This is a genomic window from Pseudomonas sp. PAGU 2196, assembly GCF_022179005.1.
Lineage (GTDB): Bacteria > Pseudomonadota > Gammaproteobacteria > Pseudomonadales > Pseudomonadaceae > Aquipseudomonas > Aquipseudomonas kermanshahensis.
In genome coordinates this window covers 413427-430664 of the sequence record NZ_BNTL01000011.1, presented here as the reverse complement: position 1 = coordinate 430664, position 17238 = coordinate 413427, and the positions used below count along the sequence as shown (strand labels likewise).

At 59.5% G+C, this 17238-nt stretch carries 13 protein-coding genes; 6 read left to right on the top strand and 7 right to left on the bottom strand.

What is annotated here, in order from left to right:
* Positions 1 to 2 precede the first annotated feature (2 nt).
* Positions 3 to 644 carry a 3-oxoacid CoA-transferase subunit B gene (locus tag MFF34_RS12180; protein ID WP_238214086.1) on the top strand — a complete coding sequence of 214 codons (642 nt, stop codon included), beginning with the start codon at positions 3 to 5 and terminating at the stop codon, positions 642 to 644.
* Positions 645 to 750: 106 nt separating this feature from the next.
* Here the strand turns inward: MFF34_RS12180 and MFF34_RS12175 are convergent, their stop codons facing one another.
* Positions 751 to 3600 (bottom strand): HD domain-containing phosphohydrolase, encoded by a 2850-nt coding sequence (locus tag MFF34_RS12175; RefSeq protein ID WP_238214084.1) that lies wholly within the window; start codon positions 3598 to 3600, stop codon positions 751 to 753.
* A gap of 399 nt (positions 3601 to 3999) precedes the next feature.
* Between MFF34_RS12175 and MFF34_RS12170 the strand changes: the two genes are divergently transcribed.
* Complete coding sequence (locus MFF34_RS12170) at positions 4000 to 5088, top strand: hypothetical protein (protein ID WP_238214082.1); 1089 nt, start codon at positions 4000 to 4002, stop codon at positions 5086 to 5088.
* 39 nt (positions 5089 to 5127) lie between these two features.
* Here the strand turns inward: MFF34_RS12170 and mdlD are convergent, their stop codons facing one another.
* The 3 genes from mdlD to MFF34_RS12155 form a co-directional block, all read right to left on the bottom strand.
* Complete coding sequence (gene mdlD / locus MFF34_RS12165) at positions 5128 to 6438, bottom strand: NAD(P)-dependent benzaldehyde dehydrogenase MdlD (RefSeq protein WP_238214079.1); 1311 nt, start codon at positions 6436 to 6438, stop codon at positions 5128 to 5130.
* 8 nt (positions 6439 to 6446) lie between these two features.
* Complete coding sequence (gene iaaH, locus MFF34_RS12160) at positions 6447 to 7934, bottom strand: indoleacetamide hydrolase (RefSeq protein WP_238214077.1); 1488 nt, start codon at positions 7932 to 7934, stop codon at positions 6447 to 6449.
* Between the two features lie 100 nt (positions 7935 to 8034).
* Positions 8035 to 8736: a helix-turn-helix transcriptional regulator gene (locus MFF34_RS12155; protein ID WP_238214068.1), complete on the bottom strand. Its 702-nt coding sequence runs from the start codon at positions 8734 to 8736 to the stop codon at positions 8035 to 8037.
* A gap of 149 nt (positions 8737 to 8885) precedes the next feature.
* Here MFF34_RS12155 and mdlC point away from each other — a divergent pair, with 149 nt between their 5' ends.
* The 3 genes from mdlC to MFF34_RS12140 are packed head-to-tail and all read left to right on the top strand — an operon-like array spanning position 8886 to position 12743.
* Positions 8886 to 10472 carry a benzoylformate decarboxylase gene (mdlC, locus tag MFF34_RS12150; RefSeq protein ID WP_238214066.1) on the top strand — a complete coding sequence of 529 codons (1587 nt, stop codon included), beginning with the start codon at positions 8886 to 8888 and terminating at the stop codon, positions 10470 to 10472.
* A 10-nt stretch (positions 10473 to 10482) separates the two neighbouring features.
* Positions 10483 to 11667 carry an alpha-hydroxy-acid oxidizing protein gene (locus MFF34_RS12145; protein WP_238214064.1) on the top strand — a complete coding sequence of 395 codons (1185 nt, stop codon included), beginning with the start codon at positions 10483 to 10485 and terminating at the stop codon, positions 11665 to 11667.
* Positions 11664 to 12743, top strand: coding sequence for an enolase C-terminal domain-like protein (locus tag MFF34_RS12140; protein WP_238214063.1), 1080 nt, complete (start codon positions 11664 to 11666; stop codon positions 12741 to 12743). Before MFF34_RS12145 ends, MFF34_RS12140 begins: the two co-directional genes overlap by 4 nt.
* 42 nt (positions 12744 to 12785) lie before the next feature.
* Here MFF34_RS12140 and MFF34_RS12135 read toward each other — a convergent pair whose 3' ends face one another.
* The gene (locus MFF34_RS12135) at positions 12786 to 14033 is read right to left on the bottom strand and encodes an OprD family porin (RefSeq protein WP_238214060.1); all 1248 of its coding nucleotides are present in this window, start codon (positions 14031 to 14033) and stop codon (positions 12786 to 12788) included.
* Between the two features lie 167 nt (positions 14034 to 14200).
* Entirely contained in the window at positions 14201 to 15541 is a 1341-nt protein-coding gene (locus tag MFF34_RS12130; protein WP_238214053.1) for an aromatic acid/H+ symport family MFS transporter, read from the bottom strand.
* A 137-nt stretch (positions 15542 to 15678) separates the two neighbouring features.
* On the opposite strand from MFF34_RS12130, the gene MFF34_RS12125 reads away from it, so the two are divergent.
* A complete protein-coding gene (locus tag MFF34_RS12125) occupies positions 15679 to 16575 on the top strand; it encodes a LysR family transcriptional regulator (RefSeq protein WP_374707390.1) in 897 nt (298 codons plus the stop codon).
* Positions 16576 to 16613: 38 nt separating this feature from the next.
* On the opposite strand, the gene MFF34_RS12120 is transcribed toward MFF34_RS12125, so the two are convergent.
* Positions 16614 to 17231 (bottom strand): dTMP kinase, encoded by a 618-nt coding sequence (locus MFF34_RS12120; protein WP_238214049.1) that lies wholly within the window; start codon positions 17229 to 17231, stop codon positions 16614 to 16616.
* Positions 17232 to 17238 lie beyond the last annotated feature (7 nt).

The window sequence follows — 17238 nt, the reverse complement described above, 5'->3', positions numbered from 1 at the left end:
CCATGACCATCACCAAAAAGCTCTCCCGCACCGAGATGGCCCAGCGCGTGGCCGCAGACATTCAGGAAGGCTCCTACGTCAACCTGGGCATCGGCGCACCGACCATGGTGGCCAACTACCTGGGCGACAAGGAAGTGTTCCTGCACAGCGAGAACGGCCTGCTGGGCATGGGCCCAAGCCCCGCGCCGGGCGAAGAAGACGATGACCTGATCAACGCCGGCAAGCAGCACGTGACCCTGCTCACCGGGGGTGCCTTCTTCCACCACGCCGACTCGTTCTCGATGATGCGTGGCGGCCACCTGGACATCGCCGTACTGGGCGCCTTCCAAGTGTCGGCCAAAGGTGACCTGGCCAACTGGCACACCGGCGCCGAAGGCTCGATCCCGGCCGTAGGCGGCGCGATGGACCTGGCCACCGGCGCCCGCCAGGTGTTCGTGATGATGGACCACCTGACCAAGTCCGGCGAAAGCAAGATCGTGCCCGAGTGCACTTATCCGCTGACTGGTATTGGGTGCGTCAGCCGCATCTACACCGACCTGGCCGTGCTGGACGTGACGTCCGACGGGCTGAAAGTGGTCGAGATCTGCGCCGACATCGACTTCGACGAGTTGCAGAAGCTCAGTGGCGTACCGCTGATCAAGTAATCCGCGCAAAGCGTAGGTATCCGCCTGCCGGCGAATGGGCCTAAAAGGTCGCATCGCCGCCAAGGCGGACTCTACAGTGCGCGTTAGCAATCTCGGGCCAGCTCGCCTAGATTTGCCCTAGCCAATACCCTACATCCACCTCATCCATCTGCTCTGCCCGCAAGAACCGCTCGCCATATTCCCGATACACGCCACTGCTCAGGAACAAGCGCAGCAGTTCACCATCCACATGGTTGTCCCGCGCCATGAACACCAGAATCTTCACCGATTCGGACAGGGTTTTCGGCGCCTTGTACGGCCGATCCGCCGCCGTCAGTGCCTCGAAGATATCGGCGATTGCCATCACCCGTTCGGCGATGCCCAGGTCTGCCTTGCCCAACCGTCGCGGATACCCGCTGCCGTCCATTTTTTCATGATGATTGCCGGCGATATCGGGCACACGCCGCATCTGACGCGGAAACGGCAGCGAACTGAGCATGATGATGGTCTGCACGATGTGTTCGTTGATCTTGAAGCGCTCCTCGTCGTTCAGCGTGCCGCGGCGGATCGACAGGTTGTACAACTCGCCATGGTCGCTGGCATTGGCCGGCAGGCGCATGTCGAACCCCCAGACATTGCGCGGGTCGCCTTTGGCCACCGGTGGTTTGCGCGGCCCCCAGGGCACCCGGTGTTCGCTGCGGTCGGCCAGTAGCGGTTCGTCCACCGGCAGTTGCACAGGCGGCGCACCGGCAAAGCGCGCCGCTTCGTCGCGGGAGATGCCCAGGCGGTTGTCAAAATGGCGCTGCCAGCGCCGCTCGCCGATGCGGCGCAAACGCTCGACGTCTTCGTCCTGCATGCACTCGCCGCCAATATTGGCCTTGGCGACGAAGGCGAACGCCTCCTGCAGTTCAACCTTGCTCTGCTCAAGCGTACGTTGCAGCACCTGCCGATCCGCGCCGCTGGCCACGCCTTGCCAGTACACCAGTTCGGCGTCGCGCCAGAGCACCTCGAAGCGCATGCGCACCTCATGGATGCGGTTGTACAGGGTCTCCAGCTTGGTAGCCTTGTCCACCACATATTCGGGGCTGGTGACTTTGCCGCAATCATGCAACCAGGCCGCTACCCGAAACTCATAACGCTCGGCCTCGCTCATGGTGAAACCGGCGTAGGGGCCGCTGTCGGCCGCCACGGCCTTGTCCAACAGCATCTGCGCCAGTTGCGGCACGCGTTCGCAGTGGCCTCCGGTGTAGGCACTCTTGGCATCGATGGCATCGGCCAGCAGCTTGATCATGGCGTCGAGCAGGCGCTGCTGGTCCTCGACCAACTGACGGGTCTCGATTGCCACGGCAGCAGCGCCGGACAGTTCCTCGACAAAGCGTCGGAACGGTTCGCCCATTCCATCAAGCGCCTGCTCACTCGCCAGCTGCAGCACCAGGATGCCGAGCAACGCATGACCACGATCATTGAGCACCACCGCGTGACCGCGGCCCTGTAGTGCCAGGGCCTGTGTCACGGCGTTCGTCAGTTTATCAGGGGCGTGCTCGCCAATCGGCAACGCCTCTGGGTAGCCCTCGCCTCGGCAGGCGGCGGCCAGGCGCAACACGCCGCGCTCAGCATCGAACAGGTACACCGCGCCAGCGCTGGCCCCAGCAGCATCCACCAGTGGGGTGAGCACCCCGTCGAGCATGTGTTCCAACTGGCTTTCACGGCTGAGCGTCAGGGTGATCGCCTGGAAGTTGCGGATAGTCCCGGACATGCGACTAAGTACCCGGCTCAACTCACGCACCTCGGTCACCTGCGACTCAACCCCCACCTCACGGCTGAAATCGAAGCTGGCCAGGCCACGCACCTGATCGGCCAGAAGGCGCAGCGGGCGGCCGATTCGCCGGCCCAGCAAGCCACCGAGCGGCAGCAACACGCCCATCAGCACTGCGGCCCAGAGCAGCTGCTCGACCAGCACCTTGCGTGCGTCGGCCAGCAGTTCGTGGGCCGGCACGGCAATCAGCACCTGCAAGTCTTGCCCGGCCAAGGTCGTCAGTTGCTCGAGCATGCCGTACCAGGTTTCGCCGTCCACCTGGAATGCTTCAGGCTGGCTGCCCTGGGGCAAGTGCGCGTAGAGCTGTGCCAGGCTCGGGATGCCCAGCTCGGTGATACGGGACAGGCGCACGGCCTCCCCTTCATGCACGATGACCCGCGCCAGGTCCGGGTACGCCACCACACTGCCCGTCCCGTCTACCACGGCGATCTCGGTGCCTGCGGTCATGCGCATGTCGCGGGTTTCGCTGGCCAGGTCGTCGACCGAGACGTCCATGCCGACCACCGAGCCGCCGTCGACGCTGCGCTGAGCCATGGTCATGCCGATCTCGCGGGTGGTGAAGAACACGTAGGGGTGGGTAAAGACAGTGGTGGATTGCGCGGATGCTTCGACGAACCAGGGGCGTACGCGGGGATCATAGCGGTAGTTCGGCTTGGCCTGGGACTTGAGTAGCGCCAGCGCCGGGTCGTAGAACCGCCACTCCCCCAGCAGCGTGCCGTCGTCGCCCTTGCTGACGCTCTGCACCAGAAACGCGGTTCCTGCCGGTGCGGCGTAACGCTGGAGCAGTTGCGGGTCCTTGAGCCTGCGCACCAGCAAGAACTCGCCATTGGGGTAGCCCATATAAGCGGCGCTCAGCATCTTGTTGGCGTTGAGGCTTTCGACCAGCTGCGGTAGCCGCTCCAGGCGCTGCGCGAGGGTGCTGGCCGTCGGGTTGAAGGCCAGCAGGCGGATGCTGCTCTGCACGGGGTCGACCAAGCGCCGGGCGCGTTCATCGATGGTCTTGCCGAACTGCCGAGCGGTGTCACCGGCGGCGGCGACCAGTGTCTGCTGGATTCCGCGATAGCCCTGCCAGGCAAGGCCCGCGCCCAACAGCGACATGCCCAGCACAATGGCCAACGCCACCAGCCATTGCAAGGAATAGCCGCGCCCTGGATTGCTCATGGCTGCGACCCTCTGCCGCCCGAAGGCGTTGGAGTAATAAGCACAAGCCATAGGCCGCCTGGCTTCAGAGCAGCACGAGCGATCAACATGCAGCCCATCCCGGGTACTCCATGTGTGGCGATGCGAACAGTGTAATCAGCCAGGACGAAGATGCAGGCTGCAGAAGGAAAATGCGTGATTCACGGTTCCAGCATAGACCGTACTGGTACGGTCCCATGCCTACTTCGATATGATTCCATGACGCCTTCACCGCCAGGGTTGCGGCGGTCGAACCTGCCAAGACCGGGGGCTACTCCAGTGATACTTGAGCAGAACTTCCCGGTATCCACTCCAGAGATTGTGCGTTGACTCAGCGGCATCTGTACAATGTCCATCGGAAAATACGATGGAGATCATAGGATGTGGTTCACTGGCACCACTGTTACTGAGCGGCAAAAAGTATTCCACTTCAACGGTCTAGACGCGTCGGAAAGAGCCCGCTGGAGAGAAGAAAAGTCAGCCCAACCTAGTCTGCTGACTGCCCCTTTTACCCTTGCTCACGCATTGATCCGCACTTCGATGGTCGGCTCACGCTTGACCAAAATGCCCCCGTTGTCGCTCGCGGCTATGGCTGTATCAGCCTTGGCTATTCTTGAGAAGAGGGCTGGCCATGATGCCCTCTTCATTAATGCCGGCTTTTCGTCTTACAAAGACTTCGTAGGCACAGGGCAAAAAGGCCTTATCGGCGCTTCCCTCGCCTATCTGGATCTTATGGACCGGGGATACACATGGGTCGCCCATTGGGAAAGTTTGGTGCCAGGAAGGGTGAAAACCGCTCATCCAGACTTCATTTTTACGGATGGCCGTGAAGTTTGTATCGCAGATGCCAAAGGCTCCGGTGCGCCGAATATCGGCGAGACCGTAAAATCAGCGTGGAAGCGACAAATCCTACCTAACCGCAATAGCCTTGCAGCCATTGGCTTGACCACAACCAAAGGCTACGTAATAGGGACACACATAGACCCAGCGTCTCCCCTTGCCATTTATCGAGCGGAAGGACCTTTCACGGTCTCGTCAGCAACCAGTGCTTCAGCAGACGATCAAAATATTAATCTGACCATCCAACAAAACTGTATTGCTGATGTTCTTCACTTTCTGGGCTGGGATGATTTGTCGGACGCCATTCTCAACCCCTCAGATATGAGATCTGTGGCGGTGGCATTCGAATATGACCTGGCATTACCTGTCGCTCCAGGGCAAGAGATTCCACCTCAGCTTGAGTTCCCTATAACTGTTGCTGGCAAGACATGGATGGCGAAACCGTTCATACAACCGAAAGCCTATGAGGTTCTAATTGATCGCTTGATTTCTAAGCGGTCGAATGCACTGCCCACTGCATTCGAAGACAGCATCCGCAGAACCGAAGCAGAGGACGGCTCCGAGCAGGTGGTGGTGCAGTTCAAGGATGGGACGGGAACATGCTTTAACAGTTCATGCTGCCAACAGTAGATCCACGAAAAAGCGCGCCGAAGCGCGCTTCGCTGCAAGTTACGGCACGATTCGCACCGACTTCTTGTGTGTAAAGGTCAGGTAGCTGTAGTGCCCGTGGTAGTCCCCCATCCCGGACGCACCGATACCGCCAAACGGTAGATAGGGCGAAAAGGCATGCAGCATGACCCCGTTCACCTGTGCGTCTCCCGATTGGATTCGGTCGATGACCCCCTTGGCCTGAACAACGTCCTTACTGAAAACGTAGACCGCCAGGGGCTTGGGATGGTGTTTGTTTATCAGGTCGACAGCCCCGCTGATGTCATCGAATTCCAGCACAGGCAGGATCGGCCCGAACAGTTCTTCGGCCATCAGCGGATCATCCCATTTCACGCTATCCACCACGGTCGCGCTAAACACGCGCTTGTCCACCTCGGCTTGGGCCCCGACCAATACCGTGCCGCGTGTTTCCGCCACCAAGGCGACCAAGCGCTCCACTTGGCGAGCCGTCACGATCTTGCCCGTGGAATTGACGTGGGGAAGCTCACTTTTCACCCGCGCCACCAACCGCTGCAACAGTGCTTCTTTGACGCTTCGGTGGACGTAAAGGTAATCAGGCGCGATGCACGTTTGGCCGCTGTTGATGAATTTGCCGAACATCAACTGATCCACAGTTTGGTCGAGATCGGCATCAGGCAGAACAATCAACGGGCACTTGCCACCGAGTTCAAGGACAACCGGCGTAAGGTGCTCCGCCGCCGCCTTCATGACGACCTTGCCGACAGTGGGGCTGCCGGTGAAGAAGATGAAGTCGAAGGGCAGGCTCAGCAGGTGGCTGTTTTCGACGCGGCCACCCTGCACCACCGTGACGTACTCAGGTGCAAACGCCTCTGAAATGATTTTTTCGATGACAATCGAGGTGGCGGGTGTGGTTTCGGACGGTTTAATCATGCAGGTGTTGCCACCCACGATCGCGCCGATCAGCGGGGTCAGCGTCAGGTTAACCGGGTAGTTGAACGGGCCTATGATGTAAGTGACACCATAGGGTTCCTGAACGATGTAGCACTCGGAGGGCGCGATGATGTCTGGCGTAGGTACCCGCTCGGGGACGGCCCAGGCATCGAGGTTAGCCAGCGCAAAATCGATTTCGTGCAACACCTCTCCGATTTCCGCCAGGTCAACGACCTCCCGGGTCTTCCCCAAGTCTTCAGCAAGTGCCGTATAGAGCGCTTCTGTGTTGTTGATTACAGCGCCGCGCAGCTTTTCGAGCGCTTGCTTGCGCACGCCGATATCAGCCGTGGCCCGTGTGGCGAAAAAAGCCTTCTGAGCCGCAAACAGCGCGTCGATCATCACTGGAGATGGATAATTCATAGGCAGAATCACTCTCGATAGGGGGTTACAGGTTCAACAATGCTTTCAATGAGTAACGCGATACTCAGCAAGCACGCGTCAGTACCCGGCAGCCCATCGATCTCGATCCCTACAGGCAGGCCCTCTTTCTCGGAGAGGCCGATGGGCAGACTGATACCGGGCATGCCGGCATTGCTGGCGGGGTCGGCGTTTCTGATCATGCGCGCGAACGCGTCGAAGCGAGCCGCATCCGGTTCACTCTTGATGGCCAAATCTGGCGTTGTGGGGTGGATAAGCGCATCTAGCTGATGCGCTTTGAACAGGGTGTCGAAACGCCCGATGAGCGTGGGCCGGCTGTGCTTGATGGCGGCCGTATAAGCACCCTCGAGGTCCACGGGCTGACCGTTCACATTACCCAGCTGACCAGGCACGATGTGCTGTTCGAAGATGCTTCGAACATCCGGGCTGCTAATCGCAGCGACCAGCCCGTCGAACGACACACCGGTCTCGTTCACCGACAGATAATCGGTCAGTGCAGGCCTGCATTCGTGCAGCGCCAAGGGCATGCTGACAGCACTGTTCAACGCAAAGATCTCAGGGTCTGATAGCCGCACAAGCTGAACACCGCTCTGCTCCAGCTTGCTCAACGCCGCGAGGGCGAGCGCCTGCACAGGCTCACTGAGATCCGCCCAGAACTCTTTGAGCACACCCAGCCGTATGGACGAGGCTGCAGGTGCAGCGATGGGCTGCGCCCCCGTGATGATCGTATCCAGCGTGATGACATCTTCAACGGAGCGCGCCATGGGGCCGGGGGTGTCTCGCGTCGGTGAAACAGGTGTGACACCCTCTGTTGAATAGCGCCCCACGGTGGGCCGGAACCCCACGCAACCATTCAACGCGCTGGGTTGCCTGACAGACCCTCCCGTATCAGTACCCAGCGCAGCAGGCACCAGGCGAGCGCCGACAGCGCTACCGCTGCCAGAAGAGGAGCCCCCGGCGATGCGCGTGGGGTCAAACGCGTTGCGCACCCCCACGACCCCTGGGCTGTGGAACGCGGTGTTGTAGCCTGATGTGCCGAAAGCCAACTCATGCATGTTGGTCTTTCCAACCACAATGGCGCCTGCCTTGAGCAAGGCATCGACAATGTCGGCGTTGCGCGTGGGGTAATAATTGGCCAGCGCGGGCGTTCCGGCCGTGCTGGCAAAGCCGATTACGTGAATGCTGTCTTTCACGGCAATCGGCAGGCCGCCCAGCGGAAGCGGCACTCCACCCTCCCCCAGATATCGGTCATACGCATCCGCCTGGTCCAGCGCGGCAGCGGGGTCGACGCTGATGAAAGCGTTTAGCTGAGGGTAATCGGCGATCCGCGCAAGAAACGCCTCAACCAGCTTGCGACTGCTGACCTTGCCCTCTCGAATACGTGCCGACGCCTCGGTGAGTGTCAGCTCCCACAATGCCTTTTGAGGGGTACCCGACTCACTGGCCTGCTCCACGGTGTTGCCTTCATGCTGATCCATTTCTTGTTCTCTTGGCCGCGCTGACGATGCTGTCGCCAGACACGTTAATGTGGCCCTGCGACAAAGGGTCTCCTCAAATTTGAGGATTGCCAGCTCGGGTTCACACACAGCGGGCCAACTGCGTTCGGTTCCGACAGTCAAGCTTGGCCATCGCGTTCTTGAGATGAGTACGCACCGTGGTAAAGCCGATGCCGAGTGCTCGGGCGACCTCTTTATCACTGGCGCCTCCGGCCACCAGCCTGACTACCTCAGCCTCTCTGAGCGACAAGGCCTGACGCTGTTTGGGTACGGTGCGAAATGCGTTGAGAAAGTACGGCTCAAGCGTCAGAAGCAGTTGATCCTCTCGCTCACTGAATGGCACTCGCCCTCGCCCCCTCCAGATCCTCAAATCGCCCACGTCCTGGTTGCCATCGAAGAAAAACACGTTAAGACCGTGCTCCATGTCCGCCGGCCGAAGGAAGTCGTTGTAGAACTCGCTGGCCACAAGCGTGTCACGTGGCACGTGGCAATCGACGCGGGCAGCCTGCCTTACCTTGCGCATCACCGGGGTCACCACATCCACGCGATGGAAGTGCTGCTCATACGCCTGCAGGTGGTGCCCATCGATGTTGAAAGCAACGGGCTGGGTGGAGCGATGCTCGTGCTGATCCCATACGAACGATGCCACATGCTCCGCCTCCAGAAGCGCAGCCACTGCCTGAAGCGACCTTGCCCGGATATCGGGCCGCCCCTGTGACTCAGCCAGTAGCCAAACGAGTTCGGCAACGCGATCTACGTTAATGCCTCGCAGCAAGGTCGCCATGCAAACCTCCCTAAACGCTGCGCAGCGGCTCAAGACCACACTCACAGCAATATAATCAGTCTCTATAGATAAATGTTTAATCTATCTATTTGATCTATTTATGCCTCGATTCTATCGTGGCTCTCATCATTTGGTAAGAGACAATCATCATGGCTTCGGTACATAGCACCACGTATGAGCTTCTGCGCCGTCAGGGCATCGACACCGTCTTCGGCAACCCTGGTTCGAATGAATTGCCGTTTCTGAAAGATTTCCCGCAAGACTTTCGATACATCCTGGCGCTTCAGGAAGCCTGCGTGGTGGGGATTGCCGATGGTTACGCGCAGGCAACGCGAAAGCCTGCGTTCATCAACCTGCACTCAGCTGCCGGCACCGGCAACGCCATGGGCGCACTCAGCAATGCCTGGAACTCGCACTCTCCCCTTATCGTGACGGCGGGCCAGCAAACGCGCGCCATGATCGGTGTCGAAGCGCTTCTAACCAACGTCGATGCCCCCAACCTGCCGCGCCCGCTGGTCAAATGGAGCTACGAGCCCGCGAGCGCTGCAGAAGTCCCGCATGCGATGAGCCGGGCCATCCACATGGCGAGCATGGCGCCTCGCGGCCCTGTCTACCTGTCTGTGCCATACGATGACTGGGACAAGGACGCTGACCCTCAGTCCCATCACCTGTTCGATCGCAGCATCAGCTCGGCAGTCAGGCTCAATGACCAGGACCTTGAAGCACTGGTGGAAGTCCTCGATAGCGCGTCCAACCCCGCGATCGTCCTGGGCCCAGATGTCGATGCAGCGAATGCGAATGCGCACTGCGTGACACTGGCCGAACGCCTCAAAGCCCCGGTATGGGTGGCGCCGTCCGCCCCGCGCTGCCCCTTCCCGACCCGACACCCGTGTTTCCGGGGGCTCATGCCTGCCGGGATCGCAGCGATTTCTCAGCTGCTGGAAGGCCATGACGTGGTGTTGGTGCTTGGCGCTCCGGTATTCCGCTACCACCAATACGACCCAGGGCAATACCTCAAACCTGGCACCCGCTTGATTTCTGTGACCTGTGACCCGCTTGAAGCCGCGCGTGCACCGATGGGTGATGCAATCGTTGCCGACATTGGCGCGATGGCCTCTGCGCTTGCCGTTCTCGTGAGTGACAGCGACCGCCCAATGCCAAGCGCCAATCCTGAACCTGAGAAGCTCAGCCAGGACGCGGGGCGACTCCGCCCTGAAACCGTGTTCGACACACTTAATGAGATGGCCCCGGTAGATGCGATTTACCTGAACGAGTCCACCTCGACCACCGCTCAGATGTGGCAGCGCTTGAACATGCGTCACCCCGGCAGCTACTACTTTTGCGCCGCGGGCGGGCTGGGTTTCGCCCTTCCAGCAGCAATCGGTGTTCAGTTGGCTGAGCCGGCTCGGCAAGTCATTGCCGTCATTGGCGATGGTTCGGCCAACTACAGCATCAGTGCGTTGTGGACTGCCGCTCAGTACAACATTCCAGCCATCTTCGTGATCATGAACAACGGCACCTACGGTGCCCTGCGATGGTTTGCCGGCGTACTCGAAGCTGAGCATGTCCCTGGCTTGGACGTTCCGAATATCGACTTTGGCGCACTCGCGAAGGGTTACGGCGTGCACGCGTTGAAGGCCGAAAACCTGGAGCAGCTCACAGGCGCCTTGCAGGAAGCGCTGGCCGCCAAAGGGCCGGTACTGATCGAAGTCAGCACCGTCAGCCCTGTGCAGTGAGGGTCGAACGATGAGTCAGCAAAACCTGTTCAGCGTCGAGGACTATCGAAAACTGGCGCAAAAACGCTTGCCCAAAATGGTGTACGACTATCTTGAAGGCGGAGCGGAAGACGAATACGGCGTTAAACACAACCGCGACGTCTTCCAGCAATGGCGCTTCAAGCCCAAGCGCTTGGTGGACGTAAGCCAACGTAACCTCCAGGCCCAGGTGCTGGGGAAGCGCCAATCGATGCCGTTGTTGATCGGGCCTACCGGCTTGAACGGCGCGCTATGGCCACAGGGTGACCTCGCCCTGGCCAGAGCGGCAACCCACGCTGGGATCCCTTTCGTGCTGTCGACGGCTTCCAACCTCTCGATCGAGGACCTCGCCCGTCACTGTGATGGAGAGCTGTGGTTTCAGCTCTACGTGATCCACAGGGAGATTGCTCAGGCAATGGTGCTCAAGGCCCTGCACGCTGGCTACACGACGCTGGTACTGACCACGGACGTTGCGGTCAACGGCTACCGGGAGCGCGACCTGCATAACCGTTTCAAAATGCCCATGCGCTACACCCCCAAGGTCATGCTCGAGGGGTGCCTGCATCCACGCTGGTCATTCGATCTGTTACGACACGGGATGCCGCAGCTTGCGAATTTTGCTAGCACCCAGGCCTCCAGCCTGGAGATGCAAGCTGCCCTGATGAGTCGGCAGATGGATGCTAGTTTTGACTGGCGAGCATTGAAATGGCTACGGGACCTGTGGCCACACAAACTGCTCGTCAAAGGCCTGCTCAGCGCCGAAGACGCAGATCGCTGCATCGCGCACGGTGCCGATGGCGTGATTCTCTCCAACCACGGGGGTCGCCAATTGGACTGCGCGATTTCGCCGATGGAGGTGCTCGCCGACTCGGTAGCGAAGATCGGCAAGCCGGTGCTTATCGACAGCGGCTTCCGCCGAGGCTCAGACATCGTGAAGGCACTCGCCCTGGGCGCCGAAGCGGTACTCCTTGGCCGCGCAACGCTGTATGGGCTGGCCGCTCGCGGAGCGACCGGTGTTAAAGAGGTGTTAGCCCTCATCAAAACGGATATCGATCGCACCCTCGCTCAGATCGGATGCCCCGATGTCGCCTCGCTGTCTCCGGCGTATCTCCTCAACGACGGGGGCGTCGAAGCCTCCTCGATCAATCGAACCCTTGGTAAAGGAGCTCTCGCATGAGCGAAATATTGATTACCCAGTTGCGCACGCGGGCAGTCAACGTCCCGCTTGCCTATCCAGTACACACGGCGGTCGGCACTGTCGGAACAGCGCCCCTGGTACTCATCGACCTCAGCACCGATGCCGGTGTAGTCGGCCACGCCTACCTCTTTGCTTACACACCGGTGGCCTTGAAATCCCTCAAGCAGCTTCTGGATGACATGGCCCAACTGATCGTCAAGAAGCCCCTGGCGCCCGTCAGCCTTGAAGCGATGCTGGCCAAACGTTTCTGCCTAGCAGGCTATACCGGCTTGATCCGCATGGCGGCGGCGGGCATCGACATGGCCGCCTGGGATGCATTGGGCAAAGTCCATGAAATGCCTTTGGTGCAATTGCTCGGTGCCAGCGCACGCCCGATCCAGAGCTATGACAGCCACAGCCTGGATGGTGTGAAGCTCGCCACTGAAAGGGCTGTGACTGCAGCAGAAGCGGGCTTCCGTGCCGTGAAGACCAAAATCGGTTACGCCACCCTCGAGGGTGACTTGGCAGTGGTGCGCAGTATTCGCGAAGCCGTCGGTGATGGCTTCGGCATCATGGTGGACTACAACCAGAGCCTGGATGTGCCGGCGGCGATCAAGCGCAGCCAAGCGTTGCAAGCTGAGGGCGTCGCCTGGATCGAGGAGCCGACGCTGCAGCATGATTATGCCGGGCACCAGCGCATCCAGAACCTTCTGGATGTACCCGTGCAAATGGGCGAGAACTGGCTTGGCCCAGAGGAAATGTTCAAAGCCTTGTCTGCGGGTGCGTGCCGGCTGGCCATGCCTGATGTGATGAAGATCGGCGGCGTAACCGGTTGGCTGCGCGCCAGCGCGCTGGCGCAACAGTTCAGCATCCCCATGTCCAGCCACCTGTTCCAGGAAATCAGTGCACACCTGCTGGCGGCGACACCGACGGCGCACTGGTTGGAGCGTCTGGATCTCGCCGGCAGCGTCATCGAGCCCACCCTCACCTTTGAAAACGGTAATGCCGTCATCCCGGATCTACCGGGTGCCGGCATCATCTGGCGTGAACAACAGATTGCCCAATATCTGGTGTGAGCTAAACCTGCATCGGGCTCGCGCAGGCGAGCCCTTTACTGGTTACCAGAATGTCCAGGTGTAGCTGGTGATCAGACGGTTCTCATCAAAGTCCGCGCCGTAGCGCGTTTTGACCTTGATGTTACGGCCTTCGAATGCAAGGCCGCTCAGTGGCCCACTCTGAATGACATAGGACATGACAACGTTGGTCTCGCTTTCGACGTTATCCGACAGCCCAGGCCCCCGGTCGATTTGCGTACCGCGCAAATAACGCGTCATGAGTTTCAACCCCGGCAGGCCCATGGCCGCAAAGTTGTAGTCGTAGCGTGCTTGCCAGGAGCGCTCCTGCGCCTTGTAGAACGCGATCGTCGACCAGTTCACCAGGAACGGCTGAGGCGCATAACCGTTGAGCAACGGGAAGGCGTCCTCACCACTCATACGCTGGTAGGCTGCAGTAAAGGTGTGGCCGCCCTTGTTCAGCGCCGTCATGAAACCGATAGACCGGTTGTCCAAATCCCCTGAGCGCTTCGCACCCTCATCCTGCGTGTTGTAGTAGCGAATATCAGACTTCAGCGTATAGCCACCACCCATCGCCCAGGTGTACGCGGCAGCCGCATAATGCTGCTGATAAATATCCTCGAGTTGCGCAAAGTAGTAGGTGGTGTTGAAGGCGGGGGTGAAATCGTAGCGCGCACCGGCAAAGTTCAACCCATCACTGCTCTGTGCGGGCGTATCACCAAACAAGTAGATATCTTCGCGATCAGACGACTCGCGGGTCGCCGTCTTCCAGAAACGCCCCGCGTTGAGGGTGAGCTTCGCCCACTCCTTGGACTCGACAGTCGCACCTTCGTAGGTGGTGATGAGCTGGCGGGAGTCGTCGTAATACGCCACTGGCAACATCGGGCGATGTTCCCCGACACGCACCTGCGTGTTCGAGAACTTCATCTTTGCAGCCAGGCTTGCACGGCCGTAGTCCTGCACCGGTCGCCCCTTGCTGTCATCGTAAGGGAGTACAGTGTCTGGCCCGCGCCCGCCACCGCTATCGAGCCTGAACGCATACTGGCCATAAGCGTCCAGCCCAAACTGTACAGGGCCCTCGGTATAACCGGACTTGAATTGCGCGTCGAAGCCCTGGCTCCAACTACCCACTCTGGACTTGGGGGCCTCGGTTTGTTTGAAATCCCGGTCGTAATAAAAATTACGAAGCCCCAAGGTGAGATGGCTGTCCTTTAACACATCCGCATGACCCGGCACTGCAAACACTGACGCCAAGCCCGTCATAGCCCAGCCTATACGACCAATCTGCTTCATTTAACCCACTCCGAATTATTATTGTGTGTGCATTTCTTCAGGGCGCAGTCACCCAGGCCGTCAATGCAGCGCTGGGCAAGTTGTTGAATAAAAAGGCGCGACGGTAACGTCGCGCCAAAACCCGTTCGCAGGCGAGCTTTAAACCAGAACGGGGTGAAACGGAGGTTTTAAGCGTTTTGTTTCAGTGGGGTGTCCACCGACACCCGGTTGGCGTGCCGTTGGGCGATCATCATCACGGCGATTACGGCCACTACACCGGGCAGCCCGAACAGCAGGAAGTTCTGCTCGAACGGCAGGCTCAAGCTGTAGAGGTAGCCCCCAAGAAGAGGCCCCGCCACCGCGCCGCAACGGCCCACGGCGGCGGCCATGCTCACCCCGGTCGAACGTGCATTGGCGGGGTAGATATCCGCTGCGAGGGTGTGCACGACAGACAAACATCCAACCGTTGCGCCACCAGCCACCAGCAGCAGCGCATACAGCGTCATGGGCCCAGGGCGAATACCCAACAAGGAGATCGAGATCGCGGACACTGCAAAGAACAGCAGCAGCGTCGGCTTGCAGCCCCAGCGGTCAGCGACAAAGCCACTGGCGAGCTGCCCGATCAGCGCTCCAATGTTCATGATCAAAAGGAATGTAATGCTGGAACCCAGCGGATAACCGCCACTGTTCATCAGTTTCGGTAACCAGGTATTAAGCCCATAAACCATCAGCATGCACATGCCGAACGCGACCCACACCATCATCGTTGCGAAAGCACGAGCATCACTGAAAAGCGAGGCCATCGAAGTGCCGGCCGTGTTGGCGACCGACTCGACTTCATAGTGGATACCACTGCTGTGACGGTGGGCGGGGTTGATGCGCTGCAGAAGCAGCCCGACCTCTTCTTGACGGTTTTTGTGAACAAGGTAGGCAACCGACTCGGGCAGCGTCTTGTACAACAGTGGCAGGCAGAGCAAAGACAGCCCGGCAACGTAGAACGGGGAGTGCCAACCCATCATCGGAATCAAATAGATACCCGCCAGCGCCGACAGTAGGCCGCCCACTGCGAAGAAGCTGAGCATGAGGTTGATCAGGCGATTGCGGTACTGGGTCGGGGCCATCTCTTTCAAGATGGTCACAAGGTTGGGTACTACACCGCCCAGCCCTACCCCGGTCAGAAAACGGCAGATCGCAAAGGTGACGGCATCAACAGCAAAGGCGTTGACAAATGCCGCGACGCTGAAGAGCGCGACACAGAACACGATGATGGGGCGCCGGCCTAAACGATCAGCAGTGGTGCCTAGCAGCACCGCGCCGACCATCATCCCGAGCATAGAGCTAGAGCCCAGCATCCCCGCTTGCGAAGGCGTCAGGTTCCATTCTGTCATCAGGTGAGGCAGCACAGAGCCGTAGATGACCAGGTCGTAGCCATCGAACAGCATGATAAAGGAGCACCAAAAAACCAGGAGAAAATGAAAGCGGCTTAGCTTTGCGGTATCGAGGATACCGACTGCACTGATGCGTTGCATGGCATGTACTCTTGTTGTTGTTTTCAGGGATCGAATCGGCAGACAAACCTCGACACTTCGTCCAAGCGCCACGTTATGGAGTGTTGCCTGATAGATCAAATAGATATATTTTTGAAAACAAAATAAGCCACCTCTATTTGAATATGATCGATCTCAATCTCGTCAGGGTATTTGTCACCATCTATGAAACGGGCAGCGTCAGCGGAGCGGCAGAGCGCCTGCATGTCACTCAGCCGTCGGTGAGCTATGCGCTTGGGCGGCTCCGTGATCAATGGGGCGACCCCCTGTTCAAACGCACCCGGGATGGGATGCAACCCACCGTTCTAGCGTCTCAGCTCTATGGCTCATTCAGGCCCTCGCTTGCGGACATCGAGCGCGCAGTAGCGCTCACGAAGAAATTCGAGCCTGACCAGTCAACGCGACGATTCCGTTTGGCCCTGTCAGACTTGGGTGAGGTGTTTTTCCTTCCGCATGTGCTGCGTGGGTTGCAGGCCAAGGCACCGCTGGTGGAGCTGGAAGTCATCCAGATCGAGATCGAGCGGTTGGATGAGTGGCTTAAAACCGGAAAAATCGACGCTGCGGTGTGCAATCGAAGCTACCTGCCGGTTCAGGCGAAGTGCGAACTCATGTTCGAGGAGCGGTACGTTTGCATGGCCCGGTTGGACCATCCGCGCGTGGGGGGCACGCTGTCCATGGAGCAGTTTCTCGAGGAGCGGCATGTAGTGGTATCCGCGGGGACGGGTCACCATTTCGTGGAAGATCGCTTGAGGGAAGCAGGCGTCGAGCGCACTGTGAGCCTGCGGGTCCCGCATTTCAGCGTGCTGCCAGAAATCATTTCAACCAGTGACCTGTTGGTGACATTGCCCGAGCGGGTCGCGAAGATGTACATCGAGCGCAACAGGCTCAAGACCCTGGAACTGCCATTTACCGTTCCAAGGTTCGAAGTCAGCCTGCACTGGCATGAACACAGTGGTGATAGCACTGCGCAGCTTTGGTTCTGCCAATTCCTGAAAGATACGATTTCATGCCTGTAAAGGTGAGCGCTGCTCCAAAATCTTCAACCCATGCCGCTTTACGGGCATCCCAGCACCCTGTAAATCTGCGAAACCACCTGCATCGTCGCCTCTTCCACCGTCCCTTCATTCCGGCACAACACCCACCCCTGCTCCGCCACCGCCCGCTCGAATGCCTCGGTACTGGCCACCTGTTCCCCCAGGTTGAACATCACCGTGCTCCCCAACCCACGCGAGCGCGCCGCAGCCCTCGCCCATGAAACCTCAGGGGCGGTGACCACGCCGACATGCAGGTCTGGCACGCGCACGTTTCGCTCGATGTTCAACCGCAGAATCTCCGCAAACGGCACTGTCCGCCGAAACGCAGCATCGGAGGGGTACCAGCGATCGATCAGGATGATGCTGCCAGGCGGCTGCTTGGGCAGCACATGCCGTGAGATCCAGCTTCGGCTATCGGCCAAGCGCTCACAAACCCCCAACTCCAGCTCCCGGCAGGGGTTTCTGGCGAGTTGGTTGACTAAGGCCATGGTTTCACCCCTGTTGGGGTCGTTATTGCGCTCGCTAAGCCGGATTACCTTGTTGTTGCCTGCCCTCAGCACTTGGGTAATGGCCTCCAGCAAGGTGGTCTTGCCGGTGCCTTTGGGCCCATCCAGAGAAACGAACAGCGGACGATTCATACGGCAG